The 16727-nt window shown below is 60.7% G+C and carries 14 protein-coding genes; 6 read left to right on the top strand and 8 right to left on the bottom strand.

The features are described from left to right. Window positions 1–94: 94 nt before the first annotated feature. Window positions 95–5392: a methyl-accepting chemotaxis protein gene (locus ACP0KA_RS03160; protein ID WP_424627383.1), complete on the bottom strand. Its 5298-nt coding sequence runs from the start codon at window positions 5390–5392 to the stop codon at window positions 95–97. 403 nt (window positions 5393–5795) lie between these two features. Here ACP0KA_RS03160 and ACP0KA_RS03155 point away from each other — a divergent pair, with 403 nt between their 5' ends. Next, window positions 5796–6173, top strand: coding sequence for an Hpt domain-containing protein (locus ACP0KA_RS03155; RefSeq protein ID WP_424627382.1), 378 nt, complete (start codon window positions 5796–5798; stop codon window positions 6171–6173). Between the two features lie 171 nt (window positions 6174–6344). Further along, entirely contained in the window at window positions 6345–6665 is a 321-nt protein-coding gene (locus tag ACP0KA_RS03150; RefSeq protein ID WP_424627381.1) for a 2Fe-2S iron-sulfur cluster-binding protein, read from the top strand. Between the two features lie 11 nt (window positions 6666–6676). Here ACP0KA_RS03150 and ACP0KA_RS03145 read toward each other — a convergent pair whose 3' ends face one another. Beyond that, window positions 6677–7654 carry an AraC family transcriptional regulator gene (locus ACP0KA_RS03145; RefSeq protein ID WP_424627380.1) on the bottom strand — a complete coding sequence of 326 codons (978 nt, stop codon included), beginning with the start codon at window positions 7652–7654 and terminating at the stop codon, window positions 6677–6679. 123 nt (window positions 7655–7777) lie between these two features. Next, the gene (locus ACP0KA_RS03140; RefSeq protein WP_424627379.1) at window positions 7778–8224 is read right to left on the bottom strand and encodes an acyl-CoA thioesterase; all 447 of its coding nucleotides are present in this window, start codon (window positions 8222–8224) and stop codon (window positions 7778–7780) included. Window positions 8225–8408: 184 nt separating this feature from the next. Between ACP0KA_RS03140 and ACP0KA_RS03135 the strand changes: the two genes are divergently transcribed. The 3 genes from ACP0KA_RS03135 to ACP0KA_RS03125 all read left to right on the top strand — a co-directional run bounded on the left by ACP0KA_RS03135 (window position 8409) and on the right by ACP0KA_RS03125 (window position 11045). After that, window positions 8409–9437: an NAD(P)/FAD-dependent oxidoreductase gene (locus tag ACP0KA_RS03135; RefSeq protein WP_424627378.1), complete on the top strand. Its 1029-nt coding sequence runs from the start codon at window positions 8409–8411 to the stop codon at window positions 9435–9437. An 80-nt stretch (window positions 9438–9517) separates the two neighbouring features. Continuing rightward, window positions 9518–10141 (top strand): class I SAM-dependent methyltransferase, encoded by a 624-nt coding sequence (locus ACP0KA_RS03130; protein ID WP_424627377.1) that lies wholly within the window; start codon window positions 9518–9520, stop codon window positions 10139–10141. A gap of 199 nt (window positions 10142–10340) precedes the next feature. Further along, on the top strand, window positions 10341–11045 hold the full coding sequence (locus tag ACP0KA_RS03125; RefSeq protein ID WP_424627376.1) for a glutathione S-transferase N-terminal domain-containing protein: 705 nt from the start codon (window positions 10341–10343) through the stop codon (window positions 11043–11045). Window positions 11046–11090: 45 nt separating this feature from the next. On the opposite strand, the gene ACP0KA_RS03120 is transcribed toward ACP0KA_RS03125, so the two are convergent. Then, the gene (locus ACP0KA_RS03120; protein WP_424627375.1) at window positions 11091–13067 is read right to left on the bottom strand and encodes a hypothetical protein; all 1977 of its coding nucleotides are present in this window, start codon (window positions 13065–13067) and stop codon (window positions 11091–11093) included. Between the two features lie 94 nt (window positions 13068–13161). Continuing rightward, on the bottom strand, window positions 13162–14226 hold the full coding sequence (locus ACP0KA_RS03115; RefSeq protein WP_424627374.1) for a lysylphosphatidylglycerol synthase transmembrane domain-containing protein: 1065 nt from the start codon (window positions 14224–14226) through the stop codon (window positions 13162–13164). A 391-nt stretch (window positions 14227–14617) separates the two neighbouring features. Between ACP0KA_RS03115 and ACP0KA_RS03110 the strand changes: the two genes are divergently transcribed. Continuing rightward, on the top strand, window positions 14618–15124 hold the full coding sequence (locus ACP0KA_RS03110) for a ferritin-like domain-containing protein (protein ID WP_424627373.1): 507 nt from the start codon (window positions 14618–14620) through the stop codon (window positions 15122–15124). Between the two features lie 68 nt (window positions 15125–15192). Here the strand turns inward: ACP0KA_RS03110 and ACP0KA_RS03105 are convergent, their stop codons facing one another. The 3 genes from ACP0KA_RS03105 to ACP0KA_RS03095 all read right to left on the bottom strand — a co-directional run bounded on the left by ACP0KA_RS03105 (window position 15193) and on the right by ACP0KA_RS03095 (window position 16726). Continuing rightward, on the bottom strand, window positions 15193–15627 hold the full coding sequence (locus ACP0KA_RS03105; protein WP_424627372.1) for a hypothetical protein: 435 nt from the start codon (window positions 15625–15627) through the stop codon (window positions 15193–15195). 61 nt (window positions 15628–15688) lie between these two features. After that, a complete protein-coding gene (locus ACP0KA_RS03100) occupies window positions 15689–16114 on the bottom strand; it encodes a universal stress protein (protein WP_424627371.1) in 426 nt (141 codons plus the stop codon). A 78-nt stretch (window positions 16115–16192) separates the two neighbouring features. After that, a complete protein-coding gene (locus ACP0KA_RS03095) occupies window positions 16193–16726 on the bottom strand; it encodes a SixA phosphatase family protein (RefSeq protein ID WP_424627370.1) in 534 nt (177 codons plus the stop codon). Window position 16727 lies beyond the last annotated feature (1 nt).

Here is a 16727-nt window from a genome sequence, read left to right as displayed (position 1 = left end):
TCGAGGCGTCGCCACCGATGATTGAGCCATTCTGCAAATAAAAAACGGAGGCTGTGAAGCCTCCGTTTTTTTCCGTCCGCTTGCTTGCGGAAAATTATCCAAGCCGTCCGGCGGCGTGAGCGAGCAGGGTGTAGACCAGACCAGTTTCCGAGACGAGATGGTTGCGCAGCGCTGCCGGTCCACGCTCATCACGCGAAACTTCGTCGAGCAGGCGCTCGAACTCGTTGATGTAACGGTCGACCGTCTGTTTGAAGTTGCGATCGGCGCGATACTTGCGTGCGACTTCGTCGAAGGCCTTCTGGCCTGCGGGCGTGTAGAGCCGCTTCGAGAACGCCTTGCGCTCGCCGCGCTGATAGCGATCCCACATCTCGACGGCGAGGTCGCGATCGAGCAATCGGCCGATGTCGAGCGACAGTGCCTCGAGCGGGTTGCTCGCGGGACGGGATGATGGCGCCGGGCCGCGGCTGCGCGAACCGTCATCGGAGTCGGAACGGTTCAGCAGTTCGGTCAGCCATCCATCGCGACCGTTGTCGCCCGCAGTCGGACCGACGGCCGGTGGTTCGGTGCGGCGTGGCGCAGGGGCCGGTCCGCCGAGGTCCGGGAGCGGCAAGCTCGACGCGCTGGTGACATCGCGCGGACGAGGAGGCGGCGCTGGCGTGGGGGCCGGACGCGAGATGCTCTCGTTGCGGACGTTGGACGCCGCCACCATCAGTTCGTCCTCGCGCTGGCTGGAACGGCTGGTTGTGGTCGCGACATCCAGACCTTTGCCATGGCGTGCGACGATGCGATTGAGTTCGGCCAGCGCCTCGATCTGATCGACGATGACCTTGCGCATCTGCGCGGTGCTTTCGGCTGCCTCCTGCGGCACCTCGAGTACGCCGCGGCGCAGTTCGGTGCGGGTCGAGTCGAGTTCGCTGTGCAGGTCGGACGCCATCTGCTTCATGCTGTGCACGATCGAAGCGAACTTGTCGGCGGCCTGACGGAACATGGCATCCGCTTCGCGAGTGCCCTGTTCGTACAGTTCAGCCATGGCTTCCGACGTCTGACGGCGTTCGCCTTCGACTGCGGAGCGGACCGCTTCGAACTGACGGCCGATTTCGGTCGCACTGGTTCCTGCGGTCTGCGCGACCACCTGGGCGATATCGCGGGCCCGCGCTTCAGCGGCCACCAGCGAGTCGTCCAATAGTCTGGTGAAGCGCGACAGACGTTCGTCGAGGTCGTAGGTACGCAGGTCGATGGTTGCCACAAGCTGTTCCAGCATCGCGTTGCGCTCGGAGAGCGAATCGCTGGCGCGGCCATTGCTGTGCTCGACCATGCGCGCAGCTTCCATGAGCGAATGGCCATGGCTGTCGAACTGCGAGGCGAGGGAAGAGAGGTTCTCCAATGCGCCTGCCGTCTTGGCGTTGAACAGGCTGAGCTGCTGTTCCAGTGCACCGGTGGACTCGCCGTTGCGGGCGGTGACGTCATTCATCGTCGAGACGAATTCGGCAACGCGCGTGACGAGGGTCCGCTCGAGCGAGTTGAGGTTCTCGTGGGCGCCCGTGAGCACTTCCTGCAGCAGGATGTTGCCTTCACGCAGCCGCTCGAACAGCGCAAGGGTGTCAGTCCGCAGGATCTTGCTGGTGTCCTGCAGCTCGGTGATGGTGGCGGTCGCCACCTGGCGCGACTGGTCGATCGACGAACGCGATGTCTGCTCGAGATCCTTCAGCGACTTGTTGACGGCGCCGATCGCGATTTCGCTCGCGGTGTTGATCTGGCGGGCGAGGTCGGAGCTGCTGTTCATCATCGCGACGGTGAAAGCACCGCCCTGGTTCTCGATGGACTTCAGCGCGGACTCGGCTGCGTTATGGATGACGGACGAGATATCCTCGGCCTTCAGTGCAAGGGCATCGACCAATGCGCCGCGCTTGCTGTCGACCAGCTGGGCGAGCTGTTCGGTGCGGGCACGCACGCCATCGGTAATCGCCTCGACCTTGCCGTTCAGCGTCGAGCCGAAGCGATCGGTGGAAACCACGATGGTGCGCTCGATTTCCGCGGAGGCCGTCTTGACCTGGCTGGTCGCGGTGGTCGACGCGGTAATGATGGTGCTTTCCGCTTCGCGCGCGGTGGTCTGGATGCTGCGCTCCAGTTCGTTCGAAGCGTTCTTGAGCTGTGCATGCACTTCGCCCGAGACGGTCTTCAGCTGCGAACCCACTTCGCCTGAGACGGTCTTGAGTTGCGAGCTCACTTCGCCCGAGATGCCCCGCAGGTGTGTACCGACTTCGCCGGACACGCTCTTCAGCTGCGCACTGACCTCGCCGGAGAGGCTGATCAGCGACTGTTGCGCGGTGCGGGCGCCGCCCTGAACCGTTTCGGTGGTGGAGGTCATCAGGGTGGTGAGGGCGCGTTCGGCTTCCTCGACGCGGACCTTGATCGCGCTTGTCATTTCTTCCGCACGGGAGACCAGCAGATCGGCTGCATTCTGTCCGTTGAAGGTGACCCGGTTCGCTGCGGCTTCGACGCGGGTATCCAGCAGCGTTTCGAACTGGAGGATGCGAGCGCCGATATCGGTCGTGACCGAGCCGATGCGGTATTCGAGACCATTCTGGATCTCCGATACGCGCTCGTTCATCTGGCCGGCGATACCGTCGAAATGCGAACTCAGGGCTCCCGTGACGTTTTCAACGTGGCTGGTCATTGCAGTCGTGATGCTGTTGGCATGCACGCTCATTGCACCGGTCAGCTGTGCCGCACGACCATCGATCGTGTCAGCGATGATGGAAGAGCGATTTGCGACAGCGTCCGTGAACGCGACGGCGCGCTGCTCGAACGAGTCGATGATCGCCTGGGTACGGTAGTCGGCGACATTGGCAAGCGTCGTCGTGCGCTCGTCCAGTGTCTCGGTGATTGCCGCGGTGCGTGCTTCGACCATGTTCGCAAACGAGATGGTGCGGTTGTCGAAGGTCTCGGCGATGGCGGCGGTGCGGGCGTCGACGATCGTCGTCAACGCGGCGGTGCGGACGTCGAACGTGTCCGTCATGGCCTCGGTGCGCGCATCGACGATCGCGGTAAACGCGGCGGTGCGGCTATCGAGGGCGTGGACCACGGCAGCGGTGCGGGTATCGACTGCCTCAGCAAACGCGGCGGTGCCGCCTTCGAGCTTCTCGGTGATGGCAGCGGTACGGGCGTCGACCACGTCCGTAAACGCAGCGGTGCCGCTCTCGATCTTCTCAGTCACGGCCGCAGTGCGCGAGTCGATGGCGTTCTTGAATGCCGCGGTACGGCCATCCATGACCTCAGTGAAGGCGAGGGTGCGGCCGTCGACGATTTCGGTGAACGCGGCGGTGCGACCATCGATCGTGCTGGTGAAACCGGTCGTGCGGCTATCGATCGTCTGCGCGAATGCGGAGGACTGACGTTCGATGGTCTCGGTGAATGCCGTGGTCCGGTTATCAATAGTGTCTGCGAACGTCGATGCCTGCTGGTCGATGGTCGCGGTGAACGCAGCCGTACGGGTTTCGAGGGTGTCGGTAAATCCGGCGGCCTTCGAGCCGATGGTTTCGGCAAACGCCGTCGCGCGGGTGTCGAAGGTTTCTTCGACGGCCTTGAGGCTGCCCGCGACGGTCTGGTCGAGTTGGGTGACCTTGGACGAGAACGACTCGTCGAGGGTCGAGACGCGCGTCTCGACCACGGTCTGGAAGTTGGACAGGCTTTCATCAAGCCGGGTGTGGAGTTTTTCGCCATGCTCCGTGACGCGGGTATCGAACGTGTCGACGTAGCCCTTCAGGCTGTCGGCGATGCCCTGCGTATGCTGACCCATACGCTCGACGATCTCGCCGCCGTAGGTTTTGACGGTGCGGTCGAATTCCGCAACGTGACGGGTAATGAGGGCGCCGAGCGTGCCGCTATCGCGGGCGAACTTCTCCGCGAGCTCAGCACCCTGTTCGCGGACGAGTCCTTCGAACGAGTTGATCTGGCTGCTGAGCGTCTCGTGCATGCTCTCGGTGTGACCGACGACTTTCTCGACAAGCGAGTTGACCGAAACGTCCAGCGTCTCGCTGGCTTTGTCGCCGCTCTCGAGGACGTGCTGAGCAAGACGGTTGCCTGCGTCGTCGAGCTTGGCCGCGAGGTCGTCGCCGCGCAGGTCGAGTTCGACCAGCAGGGAGTCGCTGGATGTCTTGAGGGCGTCGTAAATCTTCTCGGCGCGGTCCGACACGTTGGCGATGATGTCTTCCGTCCGCGTGGTGATGCTCTCGACGAGCGACTCCGAGCGCTCTTCGAACTCGGCGGTCATCTTGTCGATGCGCTCGTTGAGCATGTCATGGACACGGTCGGCGAGGTCAGCGAATTCATCGTGGACGTGGCCGGTCTTGAAATTGAGGCTGGCGGTCAGCCGCTCGCTGGCGTCGAGCACGCTGGCGGCAGTCTGAGTGCTGGTTTCTTCAAGACGGTCGAGCAGGTCGCCGCCACGTTCGCCAAGGGCAACGATCACGGTATCGCCGGCGTTGCTAAGCGCACGCGTGATATGTTCGCTACGTTCCTCGAGCGCACCGGTGATGCTCTGTGCGACCTCATCGACGCGTGCGGCGATCGCGTCACTGATCAGCGCGATATCCTGGCGCAGGTCGATCTGCACGCCGGAGATGGCATTGCGGACCTGCTCGGCCTGACCGACGAGGTTGTCGCGCTGAACCGCGATATCTTGGAGCAGGGCGCGCATACGCACTTCGTTGTCGCTGTAGGCGCGTTCGAGCGAAGAAACTTCGTTGGCGACCAGGGCTTCGAGTTCGCCGGCGCGTGCGATCGCGCGCTCCACGCCGTCACCCATCGCCGCGACCTCGCGGCGAATGGCCTGACCCACAGTGACCATGGCGCTGCTCGCGACGTGCTCGGGCTCGGAGAAGCGGACGGCCATCTGCGCCATCGACTCCGCGATCATGCTCAGTTCCTGACTGCGCCAGGCAATGCTGGCGAGCGAATAGAACAGCACCAGAGGGGCGACGAACACGGCAGCGAGGCCGACGATCGCAAGAACGCCGCCGCTCTGACCGACGATGGATTCGAGCGCGGGCATGAAAGTGTATGTCAGGAAGCCGGCGCCGACGATCCACAGCGCGGCAAACACCATCGCCAATGTATAGGCGTTACGGCGGGGACGGCCGCGTTGAATGGTCTGGAGAAGCGAGCCGATCGCTTCGCGGTCGTCGTTGGCGGGATGTGTGTCGAAACGGGACTGCTCAGGACCGCGCGTTTCGGGGCCACGTACATCGAGGTCCGACGCACCGAAGGAAGGGCCCCGCGCGATATCGTCCCGGCCGTCATTATTCGGTGAGGGATCATTGATATTCAGGGCATCCTGAATCGCCGAGAGCGCAACTTCGGTTGGGTCCTTGACCTTCGGATTTTTTGCCATGTGCCGTCTACGCCCTTGTTTTTACTCATTCGAGGGCACGCCGCAGGTCGCGGCCGGTCGCTCGTCCCGAATGTTGCCCCGATACTTCCGATCAACGCGAAAGTTGAATTCGCCGACTGTCCCGCTTGTCCCGTATTTCCCCAAACATCCTATTGGCTCGGCCGGTCGAATGAAATGGCAGGAATTAAGAACATTTTAATCATCGTTAACGCCAACGGCCGTAACCCGCTCCAGCTTCTTGTAATTTGCGCCTCCCTGAGCCCGATCCGGGCGAAAAAGTGGCGCAAAAACGGCGAAATAGCGGCGATCGACTGAAACGTTCCGTTAACCATTACTGTGATTGTCTCACGATGATTCCCGGCATCGGACGGTCCGAGAGCCGCGTGTGATTTCCGGGGTTACCATGTCGCCTCATATGGAGCGCCTGAACTGGATGCCATCGCCTCCGCTGGTTCCCGAGGATTCGCCGATCGATGTCCAACATCTCGGGCGCATGACGCTCGGTGAGCCTGATCTCGAAATAGAAGTCCTCGCACTTTTCTCGGCACAGAGTCACGACCTGATCGCGCGTCTGGCATCAATGCCTGTGGATGCCGCGGCACTCGCCCACACCTTGAAAGGATCCGCGCGTGCGATTGGCGCTTTCCGGGTGGCTGACGCTGCCCTGGGGCTTGAAACTGCCATGCGGAACAACGGCGATCTCTCCTATGCTCTTTCCAGCTTGCAGGATGCGGTCGCAGAGGCGCGGGCGACGATCGACCGGATGCTGAACCGTTCCTGAGGTCGAAATCGGTCTTCAGATATCCCCTGCGCGAGTAGAGTGGATTTAACGTCAGTCTCCTGTTTGCAGCGAATCGCTGTTCGAACGATAGGATCGGACCACTGGCGTCCGGGAGATTGACCCGGTATACGACTGCTCCATCCTCTTTTTTCCCGCGCAGCACGAGCAATCATGGTCAAGATCAACTTCACCGATCACGCAGGCACCACCCGTACCGTTGACGTCGAGGCCGGCGCGACCGTGATGGAAGCTGCGATCCGCAATGCTGTTCCCGGGATTGAAGCCGAATGCGGCGGTGCCTGTGCTTGTGCGACGTGCCATGTCTACGTCGATGAAGCCTGGCGCGAGAAGGTCGGCGCTCCGACGCCGATGGAAGAAGACATGCTCGATTTTGGTTTCGATGTACGCCCGAACTCGCGGCTGTCGTGCCAGATCAAGGTGACCGAAGAGCTTGACGGTCTCGTTCTCACGACGCCGGAACGCCAGGCGTAATTACGCGACCTTCACAGCGTCACATCGGCGGCGATTTTCTCGGCTCGCAATTCATTGGGTGTCATGCCGTAGGTTTGGCGGAAGACACGGTAGAACGTCGCCATGCTGTCAAAGCCGCAGGCATAGGCGACGTCGGCAACAGGCCGCGTGGACATTACGCCCAGCATCACGCGCCTCGCTTCCGTAAGCCGCAGCGCCATCAACGTCCGCGCAAAGCTGCGCCCCGTTGGTTCGAACAGAAGATGCAGTTGCCGGACGGAAATCCCGAGTTCAGTCGCAACCGCGAGCGGTGACAAACCTGGACGATGCAGGTTTTGCGCGAGCACACTGGTCGCCGCCTTCAGAACCCCGGAACGCAATGCCGCGCGGCTTTCCGGCGATCCGGGCGCAACGCGGTTGCGCGCCAACAGTGCCAGCTGCGCCAGGTGACCGACATCCTGATCGAAGTCGGCGTCGGGATTTTCAGTTGCGCTCGCGGCAAGTGCGGCCAGCGATGCCGCGATTGCCATTTTCAGACGCGGGTTATCGCGCAGCAGTGCCGGCGGCAGTCCCCGCGCCGGACGCGCGAACATCTCGCGGCCGGCCAACGGAATTTTCAGGATGCGGAGGTCGAAACCATGAGCCGTGGTTGGCGCTGTCGTATAAGGCAGGTCCGAGTGGCTGATGGCCAACTCGCCCGCAGCTATCGTGAATTCACCTTCGCCTTTGCTGTTGAACCAGCTTGCCCCACCAGTCTGCTGGTAGATGCAAAGGCTGTCGCTGGAGGTGCGTGAAATGTCCCCGGCGCCCCTGGACACCAGGTAGGGACTGGCCCGCATGTTCGACAGAATCGAGTCGCTCACGGAGACGGCAGAAAAACGTCCTCGAAAGTGGGCTCTATGCCTGGGATCGAGCGAGATCGTGACGCCAAACAGGTTGCGGGCGCGCACCTCGCACCAGTGGTCGAAACGCTCATGGGGCCGAAAATCGTCGGTGGAGAAATTAATCATTGCCCATCGCACCAGCGACGATCACACACGGAGGAGAACCTTACACCACGTTACGGTGCTTGTCCGCAGCGTTTGCCAGATTCTCCGCGGACGAGCCTTACAAATTATGGCCGTCCCGGGCGGTCACGCCCCGCGCAGCATCCAGGGCTGAAATTTCTCGATGATCTCGGCAGGCAGCGGAGCCGGCTTACGGGTGTCGGCGTCCAGCAAGACCGTCACCGCTTCGGCGGATGCCGCGCATTTCCCTTCGGAAAACACCACCTGCCGGTAGGAAACGGACGTCTTGCCGATCCGGCTGACGCCAAGGCCCATTTCGATTGTTCCAGGCCAGCGGACTTCCGCGCGAAAGTCGATGGCCAGATGGCCCAGCACCCAGCTGAACCCTTCCGGCATCAGGCCATAGGCCGGATTGCGGATCAGCGTGACCCGTCCGGTTTCGAAATAGCTCGCATAGACTGCGTTGTTGACGTGATGCTGAGGATCGAGGTCTGCAAAACGCACATTGTCATCGATGCGGAACGGATAGTCTTCCAGGCGGAAAGTGGGGACAGGGTGGATCGGTGCGTTCACAATGGGGTCTCCAGGATCCCAGCCCCATACAGGGAAATGTCAGGGTCTCACAAGGCGTTATAGCGCCCATCCGCTCCAATTATTCCTTTCCCCAAGGTGTCGTCTTGGCTAGACAAATCGATGAAAACCGGGTGTTTTTCGCATCCTTGCGTCCCGAACACCCCTCAACCAATGAAGAATGCGCATGACTGACACGATCAAAACCGACGTCCTGATCATCGGCGCTGGCCCATGCGGGCTGTTCGCCGTTTTCGAATTGGGGCTGCTCGATATGAAAGTGCACCTGATCGATATTCTCGACAAGCTGGGTGGCCAATGCGCGGAGCTTTATCCCGAGAAGCCGATCTACGACATTCCGGGCATCCCGATGGTCACAGGGCAGGGGCTGACCGAATCCCTGATGGAGCAGATCAAGCCGTTCAATCCGACGTTTCATCTCAACGAGATGGTCGAGAGCATCGAAAAGATTGGTGATCCGTTGTTCCGTGTCACCACCGATGCAGGGCAGGTGTTTGAAGCCAAAGTGGTGGTGATCTCGGCTGGGGGCGGATCGTTCCAGCCGAAGCGACCGCCGGTGCCCGGCATTGAAGCCTATGAAGGCACGTCGGTGTTCTACGCCGTACGCAAGATGGAACAGTTTCGCGGCAAGGACCTGCTGATCGTCGGCGGTGGCGACTCCGCGCTTGATTGGACGCTCAACCTGCAGCCGATCGCGCGGCGCGTGACGCTGCTTCACCGCCGTGACGATTTCCGCGCAGCCCCCCATAGCGTCGAGCAGATGCGTGCGCTGGTTGCCGCCGGCAAGATGGATCTGAAGATCGGGCAGGTCACCGAGCTCGAAGGCCAAGACGGGGTGCTGTCGGCCGCGCTGGTGAAGGGCAATGACAACGAGATCACGAAAGTCGATTGCAATACCATACTGCCGTTTTTCGGATTGACGATGAAGCTCGGTCCGATCGCCGACTGGGGCGTGAAGCTCGAGAACAATCTCATTCCGGTGGATACCGAAGCGTTCGAGACCAACGTGCCGGGTATCTTTGCCATCGGCGACATCAACACTTATCCCGGCAAGCTGAAGCTCATCTTGTCCGGCTTCCATGAGGGAGCGTTGATGGCGCAAAAGGCGCATCGCTACGTCTACCCGGACAAGCGGCTGGTGTTCCAATACACGACCTCATCGTCGAGTCTGCAGAAGAAGCTCGGCGTGAATTGATCGCGCTCGCGTCATCGTGTCACATAAATTCGGTCCTGCATGATTTAATCTGCCCGTCGTCCCAACCGGAGAGGACTGCGATGGGTTTCTACGATCGATACGTCGGGCCGCGCATCGTGAGTTGCCTGTGCTCGCTGGAAGACGTGACTGAGCAGCGGCGCCTTGTGCTTCCGAAAGCGCACGGTGTCGTGCTCGAAGTCGGGATCGGCTCAGGCCTCAACCTGCCGCACTATGATCCCTCGAAGGTCAAGCGTGTGATCGGCGTCGATCCTGGTGAGGGCTTCCTGGCGCTTGGCAAGGAACGTAGCAACAATGCGCGGGTCCCGTTGGAGTTGATCCAGGCGCCGGCGGAGAAGATCCCACTCGACGACAATATCGCGGACACTGCGGTGCTGACCTACACGCTCTGTTCGGTCTCGGATCCGCAACAGGCGTTGCGTGAAATTCGCCGGGTCCTCAAACCGGACGGCACATTGATATTCTGCGAGCATGGCAAGGCAGACAATGCATCCGTCATACGTTGGCAGGACCGTCTCAATCCGATCTGGAACGTGCTTGCGTGCGGCTGCAACCTCAACCGCGATACGGTCGGATTGCTCGCAGGCGCAGGCTTTCAGATCGGGGAGATTGAGCGCTTCTATCTGCCACGCACGCCCAAGCCGGTCGGCTTTCATTGCCGCGGCGTCGCCTCTCCAAGCGCCTAAGGCTTGGCTTGGGAAAAGGCTTGGCTCGGGAAAAGGTTTGGCTCGGGAATTGATCTGCAAGCCAGCCACCTTTCACGCCGGCTATGAAACTCCGGTCGTGCAGTCATTCGCGATTGCCGTGGCTCGGCGGTTTACTTCAGGGCACATCTCCACTCTATAAGTCGCGCTCGACTCTCCGAGATCGCAGGAGCAATGAAGAATGCCTGATCTGTCCAAGTTTCCGATCACTGCAAGATGGCCGGCCAAACATCCCGATCGCCTGCAGCTCTACTCGCTGCCGACGCCGAACGGGGTCAAGGTCTCGATCATGCTGGAAGAGATCGGGCTGCCATACGAACCGCACACCATCAACATCGGTAAGAACGAAACCTGGACGCCTGAATATCTCGCTTTAAATCCAAACGGCAAGATTCCTGCGATCATCGATCCGAATGGCCCGAACGGCACACCCTTCGGATTGTTTGAATCCGGCGCAATCCTTCTCTACCTCGCTGAGAAGACCGGCAAGCTGCTGCCGAGCGATCCGGCGCTGCGTTATGAAACCATTCAATGGGTTTTCTTTCAGATGGGAGCCGTCGGGCCGATGTTCGGTCAGGTCGGCTATTTCCATAAGTTCGCCGGACGTGAGATTGCCGACAAGCGCCCGCTGCAGCGTTACCAGGACGAATCCAAGCGTCTTCTCGGCGTATTGGAGACGCGGCTCGAAGGCCGCACCTGGATCATGGGTGACGACTACACGATCGCCGATATTTCGTTGTTGGGGTGGGTGCGCAATCTCGTTGGTTTTTATGAAGCGCGTGACCTTGTTGATTTCGACAGTTTAAAACGGGTGCCGGGGTGGCTGGAACGTGGACTTGCGCGCCCAGCCGTGCAGCGCGGCCTGGAAATTCCGCCGCGGCCATAGCGAAGACGCGGGCTACACCGCCATGTCGGTGTCGCGCTGATCGCGTCAGCGCGGCATCCCGATGGGCGCGATCGGTTCGCTGGTCACAGTCGGTGCCGCACCGCCCAGGCCAAGGACTGCGGTGGTCGCCTGCAGGGCCGCATCCGCCATCGCAGCTTGACCTTCCGCCGTGGGATGGATGGCGCCGCCATAGACCGCGGAGAGTACGCCCCACGTGGCGTCGTGGATGTCGCCTGGTTGATCGGCCGGAGTTCTTGCCGCCTGCGGATAAGTCATTGCGGCAAAGTAGCTGTCATTCGCATCGCGGATCCAACGTGCGCGCGGCGAATAAGCACGGAAGTCGCTTGCAGCTTGTCCGCAGACCAGCGGATTGTTCGCTGCGTTGACGATATCAGCAACGAAACTGTCGCCGGTGGCTGAGAAGCATTGCTGGTCGAACTGCGGGTCGGTCTGCGCGCGTGCACAAAAACCATGGTTCGCGAATGCGGCCTGATGCTGATCCACGAAGGTCATGCGGTCGCGGCTGCGATCCCCGCACAGCACGCCGCCTTCGCATAGTGCGAGATTCTTGAGCTGCGGGAGAAACTCGCTCTCGACAAAATTCGTAACCTCGGCGAGACGCTGCGGGTTTGCATTGAAGGACGGATGAATGTCGAAGCCCGCGCGGCCACCAGGGCACGGCGCTCCGTTGCTGAGGGCGGGGTCGGCGTAAGCAACATAGACCACGCGCGAGAGGTCGCCGCCGACGAGCGGTTTCAGCGCCTTGCGCAGTTTGCTGAATCCCTGCGGGAGGTCGCGGCGCAGGCTCGTACGTGACTCCTCAACTGAACCGAGCACGCCCGTGCGCCGGGACAGCGCTCTTTCGGCGCCGCTGTCGACTATCACATCGGCAACGAGGCCGGAGAAGTTGATGTCGTTCGCGCCAATCGAAAGCAGGAGAAGATCGAGCCCACGGCTCGGCTGCCGGCGTACCGCCGCGGTCAAGGCCTCACGCAATTCTGCGATCTGTCCATTGACCGTGCCGGCGCAGTTGAGGCCGTTCCGTGTGATGGCGCATTCTCGTGCCCGCTGAGATCCGAACAATCCATCCGCGATGGTCGCACCTGTGCAGGCGAGCGGCAGGTATGTCACCGCGATTTGCGGATTTTGCACGGCCAGCGCGATCGCGGTTCGGGTCTGGTAGCTGTAAAGCGACCGGTGACAGGCAGGGTTCAGCCACTGCGCTCCGGCACGCTGCCATTTCTGGAGGCTGGTGCCATCAGACGTGTCGCAAGCCCGCGCGCCCTTGAAGCCCGCGCGTCCGGGCCGGAAATACATTCCAGCTGCCCCGCCGAGATAGGAGCGAAAGCAAAATCCATTGTCGGACAGTGCCACCGGGCGATCCGGATTGCCTTCGCCCGAGGCTATGGAATCTCCCAGGCCCGCAATGAAGATGTCGCGCACCTCAATGTCGGTGCTGACGCGCTGCGGGGCATCGGGTCCACTTGATACGTCGACCGTCACTCTGGTCGGACGCCCGTATCGCACCCGCAGATTGATCGGCTCGTTGCAGTCGAGGGTCGATTGTCGCGGTGGCGGTTCGCCGTCGTCGAACGACCACGCACAGGTCGCCCCGACCGGCACCGCACCACTCAGGTGGACCGTCACCGGGTGATCGAGCGGCGTAAGATAACTTTCCTTCACGCCATCGCGCGTACAGGGCTCGTTGACCCGTCCGGACGGATCGATGCAAAGCCTGCCGACGGTGTTGCGCGCCCAGCCGCGACCATCGCTTTGTGTCGCAAGCATCTGTTCGGACGCGAGGATGCTGCGGCCACTGAGGGCTTCGACCTGAAGCTGGAAGTCGCGCTCTTCGCGAAACAGGCGAAAGCGGTTGCGGACTTCCCACGAGATTTGCATTCCCGTGTCAGCCGGCGGGGTAAGAGCGATCTGAGCTGTAGCTTGTCGATCCGGGAACGCAAAAAACGCTGCGATCAGGGAAAATAAGCCAAGAGATAAGCGGATAGCACGCGAGTGGATCATGCCTGTTTGAAGCCGAAGGATGGGGCCAAAATGTGGGAAGATGCGGAAGGGTAGGCGCACACCGTTTATCCCACAAGGCTCATCTTTGGCCCCGTTATTCAGCCGCCTGCTTGGTGGGTTTCACGGATTGGGGGGTTGTTTTTGCCACAGCGGTGGCGGGCCGCAGTTTCCGGTTCTGCAACCAGGGTTGCAACGCGCTGAGCCACAATTCGCGGAAGCCGAGGATGGTGATCGACATCGCAAACGGGATCAGGAAGTAGAGAATGCGGAACACCAGCAGCGATGCCAGCAGCTCTTCCTTGCCCAGCATGGGCAGACCGACCAGCATGGCCGCGTCGAACACGCCAAGGCTGCCTGGGGCGTGGCTCGCAAATCCGAGCAGGGTCGCGAGAATGAACACGACCGACAGCGTGACGAAATCGAGATCGGGGTTTGAGGGGGCGAGCAGATACATCGCGAACGCGCAGAAGCCCAGATCGACAACGCCGATCAGGATTTGCAGTCCGGTCAGCGGAGCAGAAGGTAATATGACCTTCCAGCCGTCCTTGCCGAGTTCACGGCGGCCGTGGCCGGTTGCGATCCACGTCAGGTAAATGCCGATGCCGGCGAGTAGTCCGACACCGATGAACTGATTGATCGTTTCCGGCAGGAGGTCGATCGCGGTGGCAGCCTGAGGATGCCATATCATGCCGATGCCGAGCACGAACGTGTTGCCGAGCCAGAATGTCAGGCCTGAAATGAAACAGATCTTGGCGACGTCGATCGCCGTCAGCCCCCAGTCTGAATAAATCCGGAAGCGGATTGCACCGCCGGTGAAGACCGTTGCGCCGATATTGTGGCCGACTGTGTAGCTGGTGAAACTGGATAATGCGGCGATCCGGTATGGCACGTGCATCTTGCCGATGGTGCGCAACGCAAACAGATCATAGAAAGTCAAGGTAAAGAATGCGCAGAGCACGCATAGCGCGGCCATTGCGATCTGACCGTGTGACTTCTCGGCGAGCGCCGTCAGCACGACAGCCGTATCCACACCCTTCAGAGTATGGACGAGGTGCATGATAGCGATCGTCACGATCACAAGGCTTGCGGCAATTCCGAGCCGTTTCCAGCCAATCCGTTCCTTGAAAACACGCCCGAACGTGTTCAGCAATCGTTGCATTCATCCTCCCGGCGGGGCGCGACGTTCATATAAGCCGATTGAGGCGACAGTGAGCAAGCGGCTGCGGCAAATGTCATACGCGAAATCTCATACTTGGAAAATAGGCGGTTGTGCAGTGCCACCGGACCCCTGCGACGAAGGGCAGCGTTGCCGCCGTCACATACATTTCACACCAGAATAAGCCATTCGAATAAGCCGTTGCATCACTGATATAGGCGCCAAATCGTGGGTTGCGACAGGGCTAGACGCGATTTTGCGAAAGGCCGTTCCAGAGTTTCGCAGGAACATACGCGGATCGTCCCGGTTGACCAATACATCAAAAACGACGCTGTCTTTTGATCGTGTTCCGCCACGATGAAAGTGCCGCGTTGGTTAATTGAGGAGGATCGCGATGGGATTGTTTACGCGAGACATCAAGACCATGGATGACCTGTTCGTTCACCAGCTTCAGGACATCTATTACGCTGAGAAACAATTGGTGAAGGCGTTGCCGAAAATGGCGGAGAAGGCCAATGACAATCAATTGAAACAGGGCTTTCTGGGACATCTTGAGCAGACAAAGGGTCACGTGACACGGCTTGAGCAGGTTTTCCAAATGCACGGCATCGCGCCGAAGGCAGTCACGTGCCCTGCCATCGATGGCATTATTGAGGAAGCCGACGAAGTCACGGGTGAAGTCGCGGACAAGCAGGTTCTTGACGCTGCTCTGATCAATGCCGCGCAAGCGGCAGAGCACTACGAAATCACACGCTACGGCACGCTCGTGACATGGGCCAAGCGATTAGGCCGCAACGACTGCGCAGCGGTTTTGCAGAAAACGCTGGACGAGGAAAAAGCGACCGACAAGAAACTGACGCAGCTTGCAGAAAGCGGCATCAATCTGAAGGCTGCAAGCTAATAGAGCAAGAAGAAACGCCGCGGCTTTTAGCCGTGGCGTTTTCGTATGGACGGTCGAGCTATTGATGCTTAGGCCCGGCGAAGGGCGAAGTGTGCACCGCAAAAAGCCATGGCGCCCCCCAGGCAGAGGGCGACGACTCCCGTGAGGACACCCGACATGGTTGGGATCGCACTGGGCGCGGAGGCAGCTTGTCCTGCTGCGGCCAGCATGATGACGCCCGTCAGCATCAGCAATTGCCGCAGGCGCACCGGGATCTGACCCGAGACCGCACTGTCCAGCAACGTTGCGGTCGCGTATCCGCCGACAAAGGCAACGGAGGCAATCAGCCACCATGCAATGGCTGCCCGGGCGGGGATCAGTTCGGTGGTGTCTGCTTTCCACAGGTCGCCAAGATAGAGATCGAAGCGCTGGATCAGGATGTGGATACCGAGCGCGAGCAGCACGCCGAAGATCATTGCTCCGGCGAGAATCAAGTGGCGCGGGAAGTAAGCGGTCTTGGCCATGGTCCCTCTTCTAAGCTCGAGTCCAGCCACGACGCAAGCACGCGACGTCACGTGTCTTGCCTCAATGGCGTACCACGAGCACTGAACACTTGGCGTAGCGCACCACATGGCCGGCGTTCGAGCCGAGGAAATAGCTTTGCATCGACGGACGGTGCGAGGTCATCACGATCAGATCCGCGCCGATGTCGGCTGCCTCTTGCAGCACCTCGTGATAAATACCGCCTTGGCGGACAACTGTTGAGATGCGTTTGTCATGGATGCCGGACTCACGTGCAACGATCGCGAGGGCTTCTTCCGAGGATTGACGCTGCTGCGCGTCAAAATCCGGCGGGACGTATTCCGCCAGCATCACGGGCGTGAGCGGCATCACGTTGACGAGACGTACGGTGCCGCCGGATGTTTTCGCGAGTGACGCCGCTGTCTCGATCGCCGGTTTTGCGAGGTCGGTGTCGGCAAGATCGATCGGAACGAGAATCGAATTGAACATCGGCGTCTCCACATCGGCAGATCTGAAACGCCTACGATGAATTTATTGGGGGCAACATGCAAGGTTGCATGTCCCCAATTAATCGCTGCCCGATGACTCCCGCAATAATTTCGGACTGATAAAGCTTTCCAGCTTGCCGCCGTGAAAGCGTGCGCCACTCCAGTCATCTATTGCAAAATCTATGATCGCCGCGCCGGCGGTCGGCAGGTTGGTGGCCAGCGCCTCCCGTCCATCCCGATCCCCGCCGACGATGAGGCCGAGCGCAAACTCGTGCAGCCCGGGGTTGTGCGCGACGATCAGAAGCTGCTTCGGATCCTGTACGGATGTCTCGTGGACAAGCTCCAACAGTTCGGAGGGATCGGCGCCGTAAAGCGCCGGCACATGTTCGACCTGCACGTTGCGCAAATCAGGCGCCATCAGATGCCATGTCTCCTGAGCGCGCGTCGCAGTCGAGACGAGGGCCAGCCCTCGATCGCAATCATGTCGGGCAAGCCAGCGTCCCATCTCGGCGGCATCTTTGATGCCGCGCTCGTCGAGCCGGCGGTCGCGATCCTTGCCGGATGGAGCCTCCCGCTCGGTCTTCGCATGGCGCAGCAGTATCAAACGGCGCATG

Origin of the sequence: Bradyrhizobium sp. SYSU BS000235 (assembly GCF_049747295.1) — a bacterium.
GTDB lineage: Bacteria > Pseudomonadota > Alphaproteobacteria > Rhizobiales > Xanthobacteraceae > Afipia.
Note: the sequence above shows the minus strand (reverse complement) of the source record. Positions and strands in the feature narration are given on the sequence as shown.

Excerpts from the sequence above, each read along its gene's own strand:
- ACP0KA_RS03115 (WP_424627374.1), bottom strand. The coding sequence starts at position 14,226 with ATGCAACGATTGCTGAACACGTTCGGGCGTGTTTTCAAGGAACGGATT.
- ACP0KA_RS03125 (WP_424627376.1), top strand. The coding sequence starts at position 10,341 with ATGCCTGATCTGTCCAAGTTTCCGATCACTGCAAGATGGCCGGCCAAA.
- ACP0KA_RS03160 (WP_424627383.1), bottom strand. The coding sequence starts at position 5,392 with ATGGCAAAAAATCCGAAGGTCAAGGACCCAACCGAAGTTGCGCTCTCG.
- ACP0KA_RS03135 (WP_424627378.1), top strand. The coding sequence starts at position 8,409 with ATGACTGACACGATCAAAACCGACGTCCTGATCATCGGCGCTGGCCCA.
- ACP0KA_RS03105 (WP_424627372.1), bottom strand. The coding sequence starts at position 15,627 with ATGGCCAAGACCGCTTACTTCCCGCGCCACTTGATTCTCGCCGGAGCA.
- ACP0KA_RS03145 (WP_424627380.1), bottom strand. The coding sequence starts at position 7,654 with ATGATTAATTTCTCCACCGACGATTTTCGGCCCCATGAGCGTTTCGAC.
- ACP0KA_RS03120 (WP_424627375.1), bottom strand. The coding sequence starts at position 13,067 with ATGATCCACTCGCGTGCTATCCGCTTATCTCTTGGCTTATTTTCCCTG.
- ACP0KA_RS03150 (WP_424627381.1), top strand. The coding sequence starts at position 6,345 with ATGGTCAAGATCAACTTCACCGATCACGCAGGCACCACCCGTACCGTT.
- ACP0KA_RS03100 (WP_424627371.1), bottom strand. The coding sequence starts at position 16,114 with ATGTTCAATTCGATTCTCGTTCCGATCGATCTTGCCGACACCGACCTC.
- ACP0KA_RS03095 (WP_424627370.1), bottom strand. The coding sequence starts at position 16,726 with ATGCGCCGTTTGATACTGCTGCGCCATGCGAAGACCGAGCGGGAGGCT.
- ACP0KA_RS03130 (WP_424627377.1), top strand. The coding sequence starts at position 9,518 with ATGGGTTTCTACGATCGATACGTCGGGCCGCGCATCGTGAGTTGCCTG.
- ACP0KA_RS03155 (WP_424627382.1), top strand. The coding sequence starts at position 5,796 with ATGTCGCCTCATATGGAGCGCCTGAACTGGATGCCATCGCCTCCGCTG.
- ACP0KA_RS03110 (WP_424627373.1), top strand. The coding sequence starts at position 14,618 with ATGGGATTGTTTACGCGAGACATCAAGACCATGGATGACCTGTTCGTT.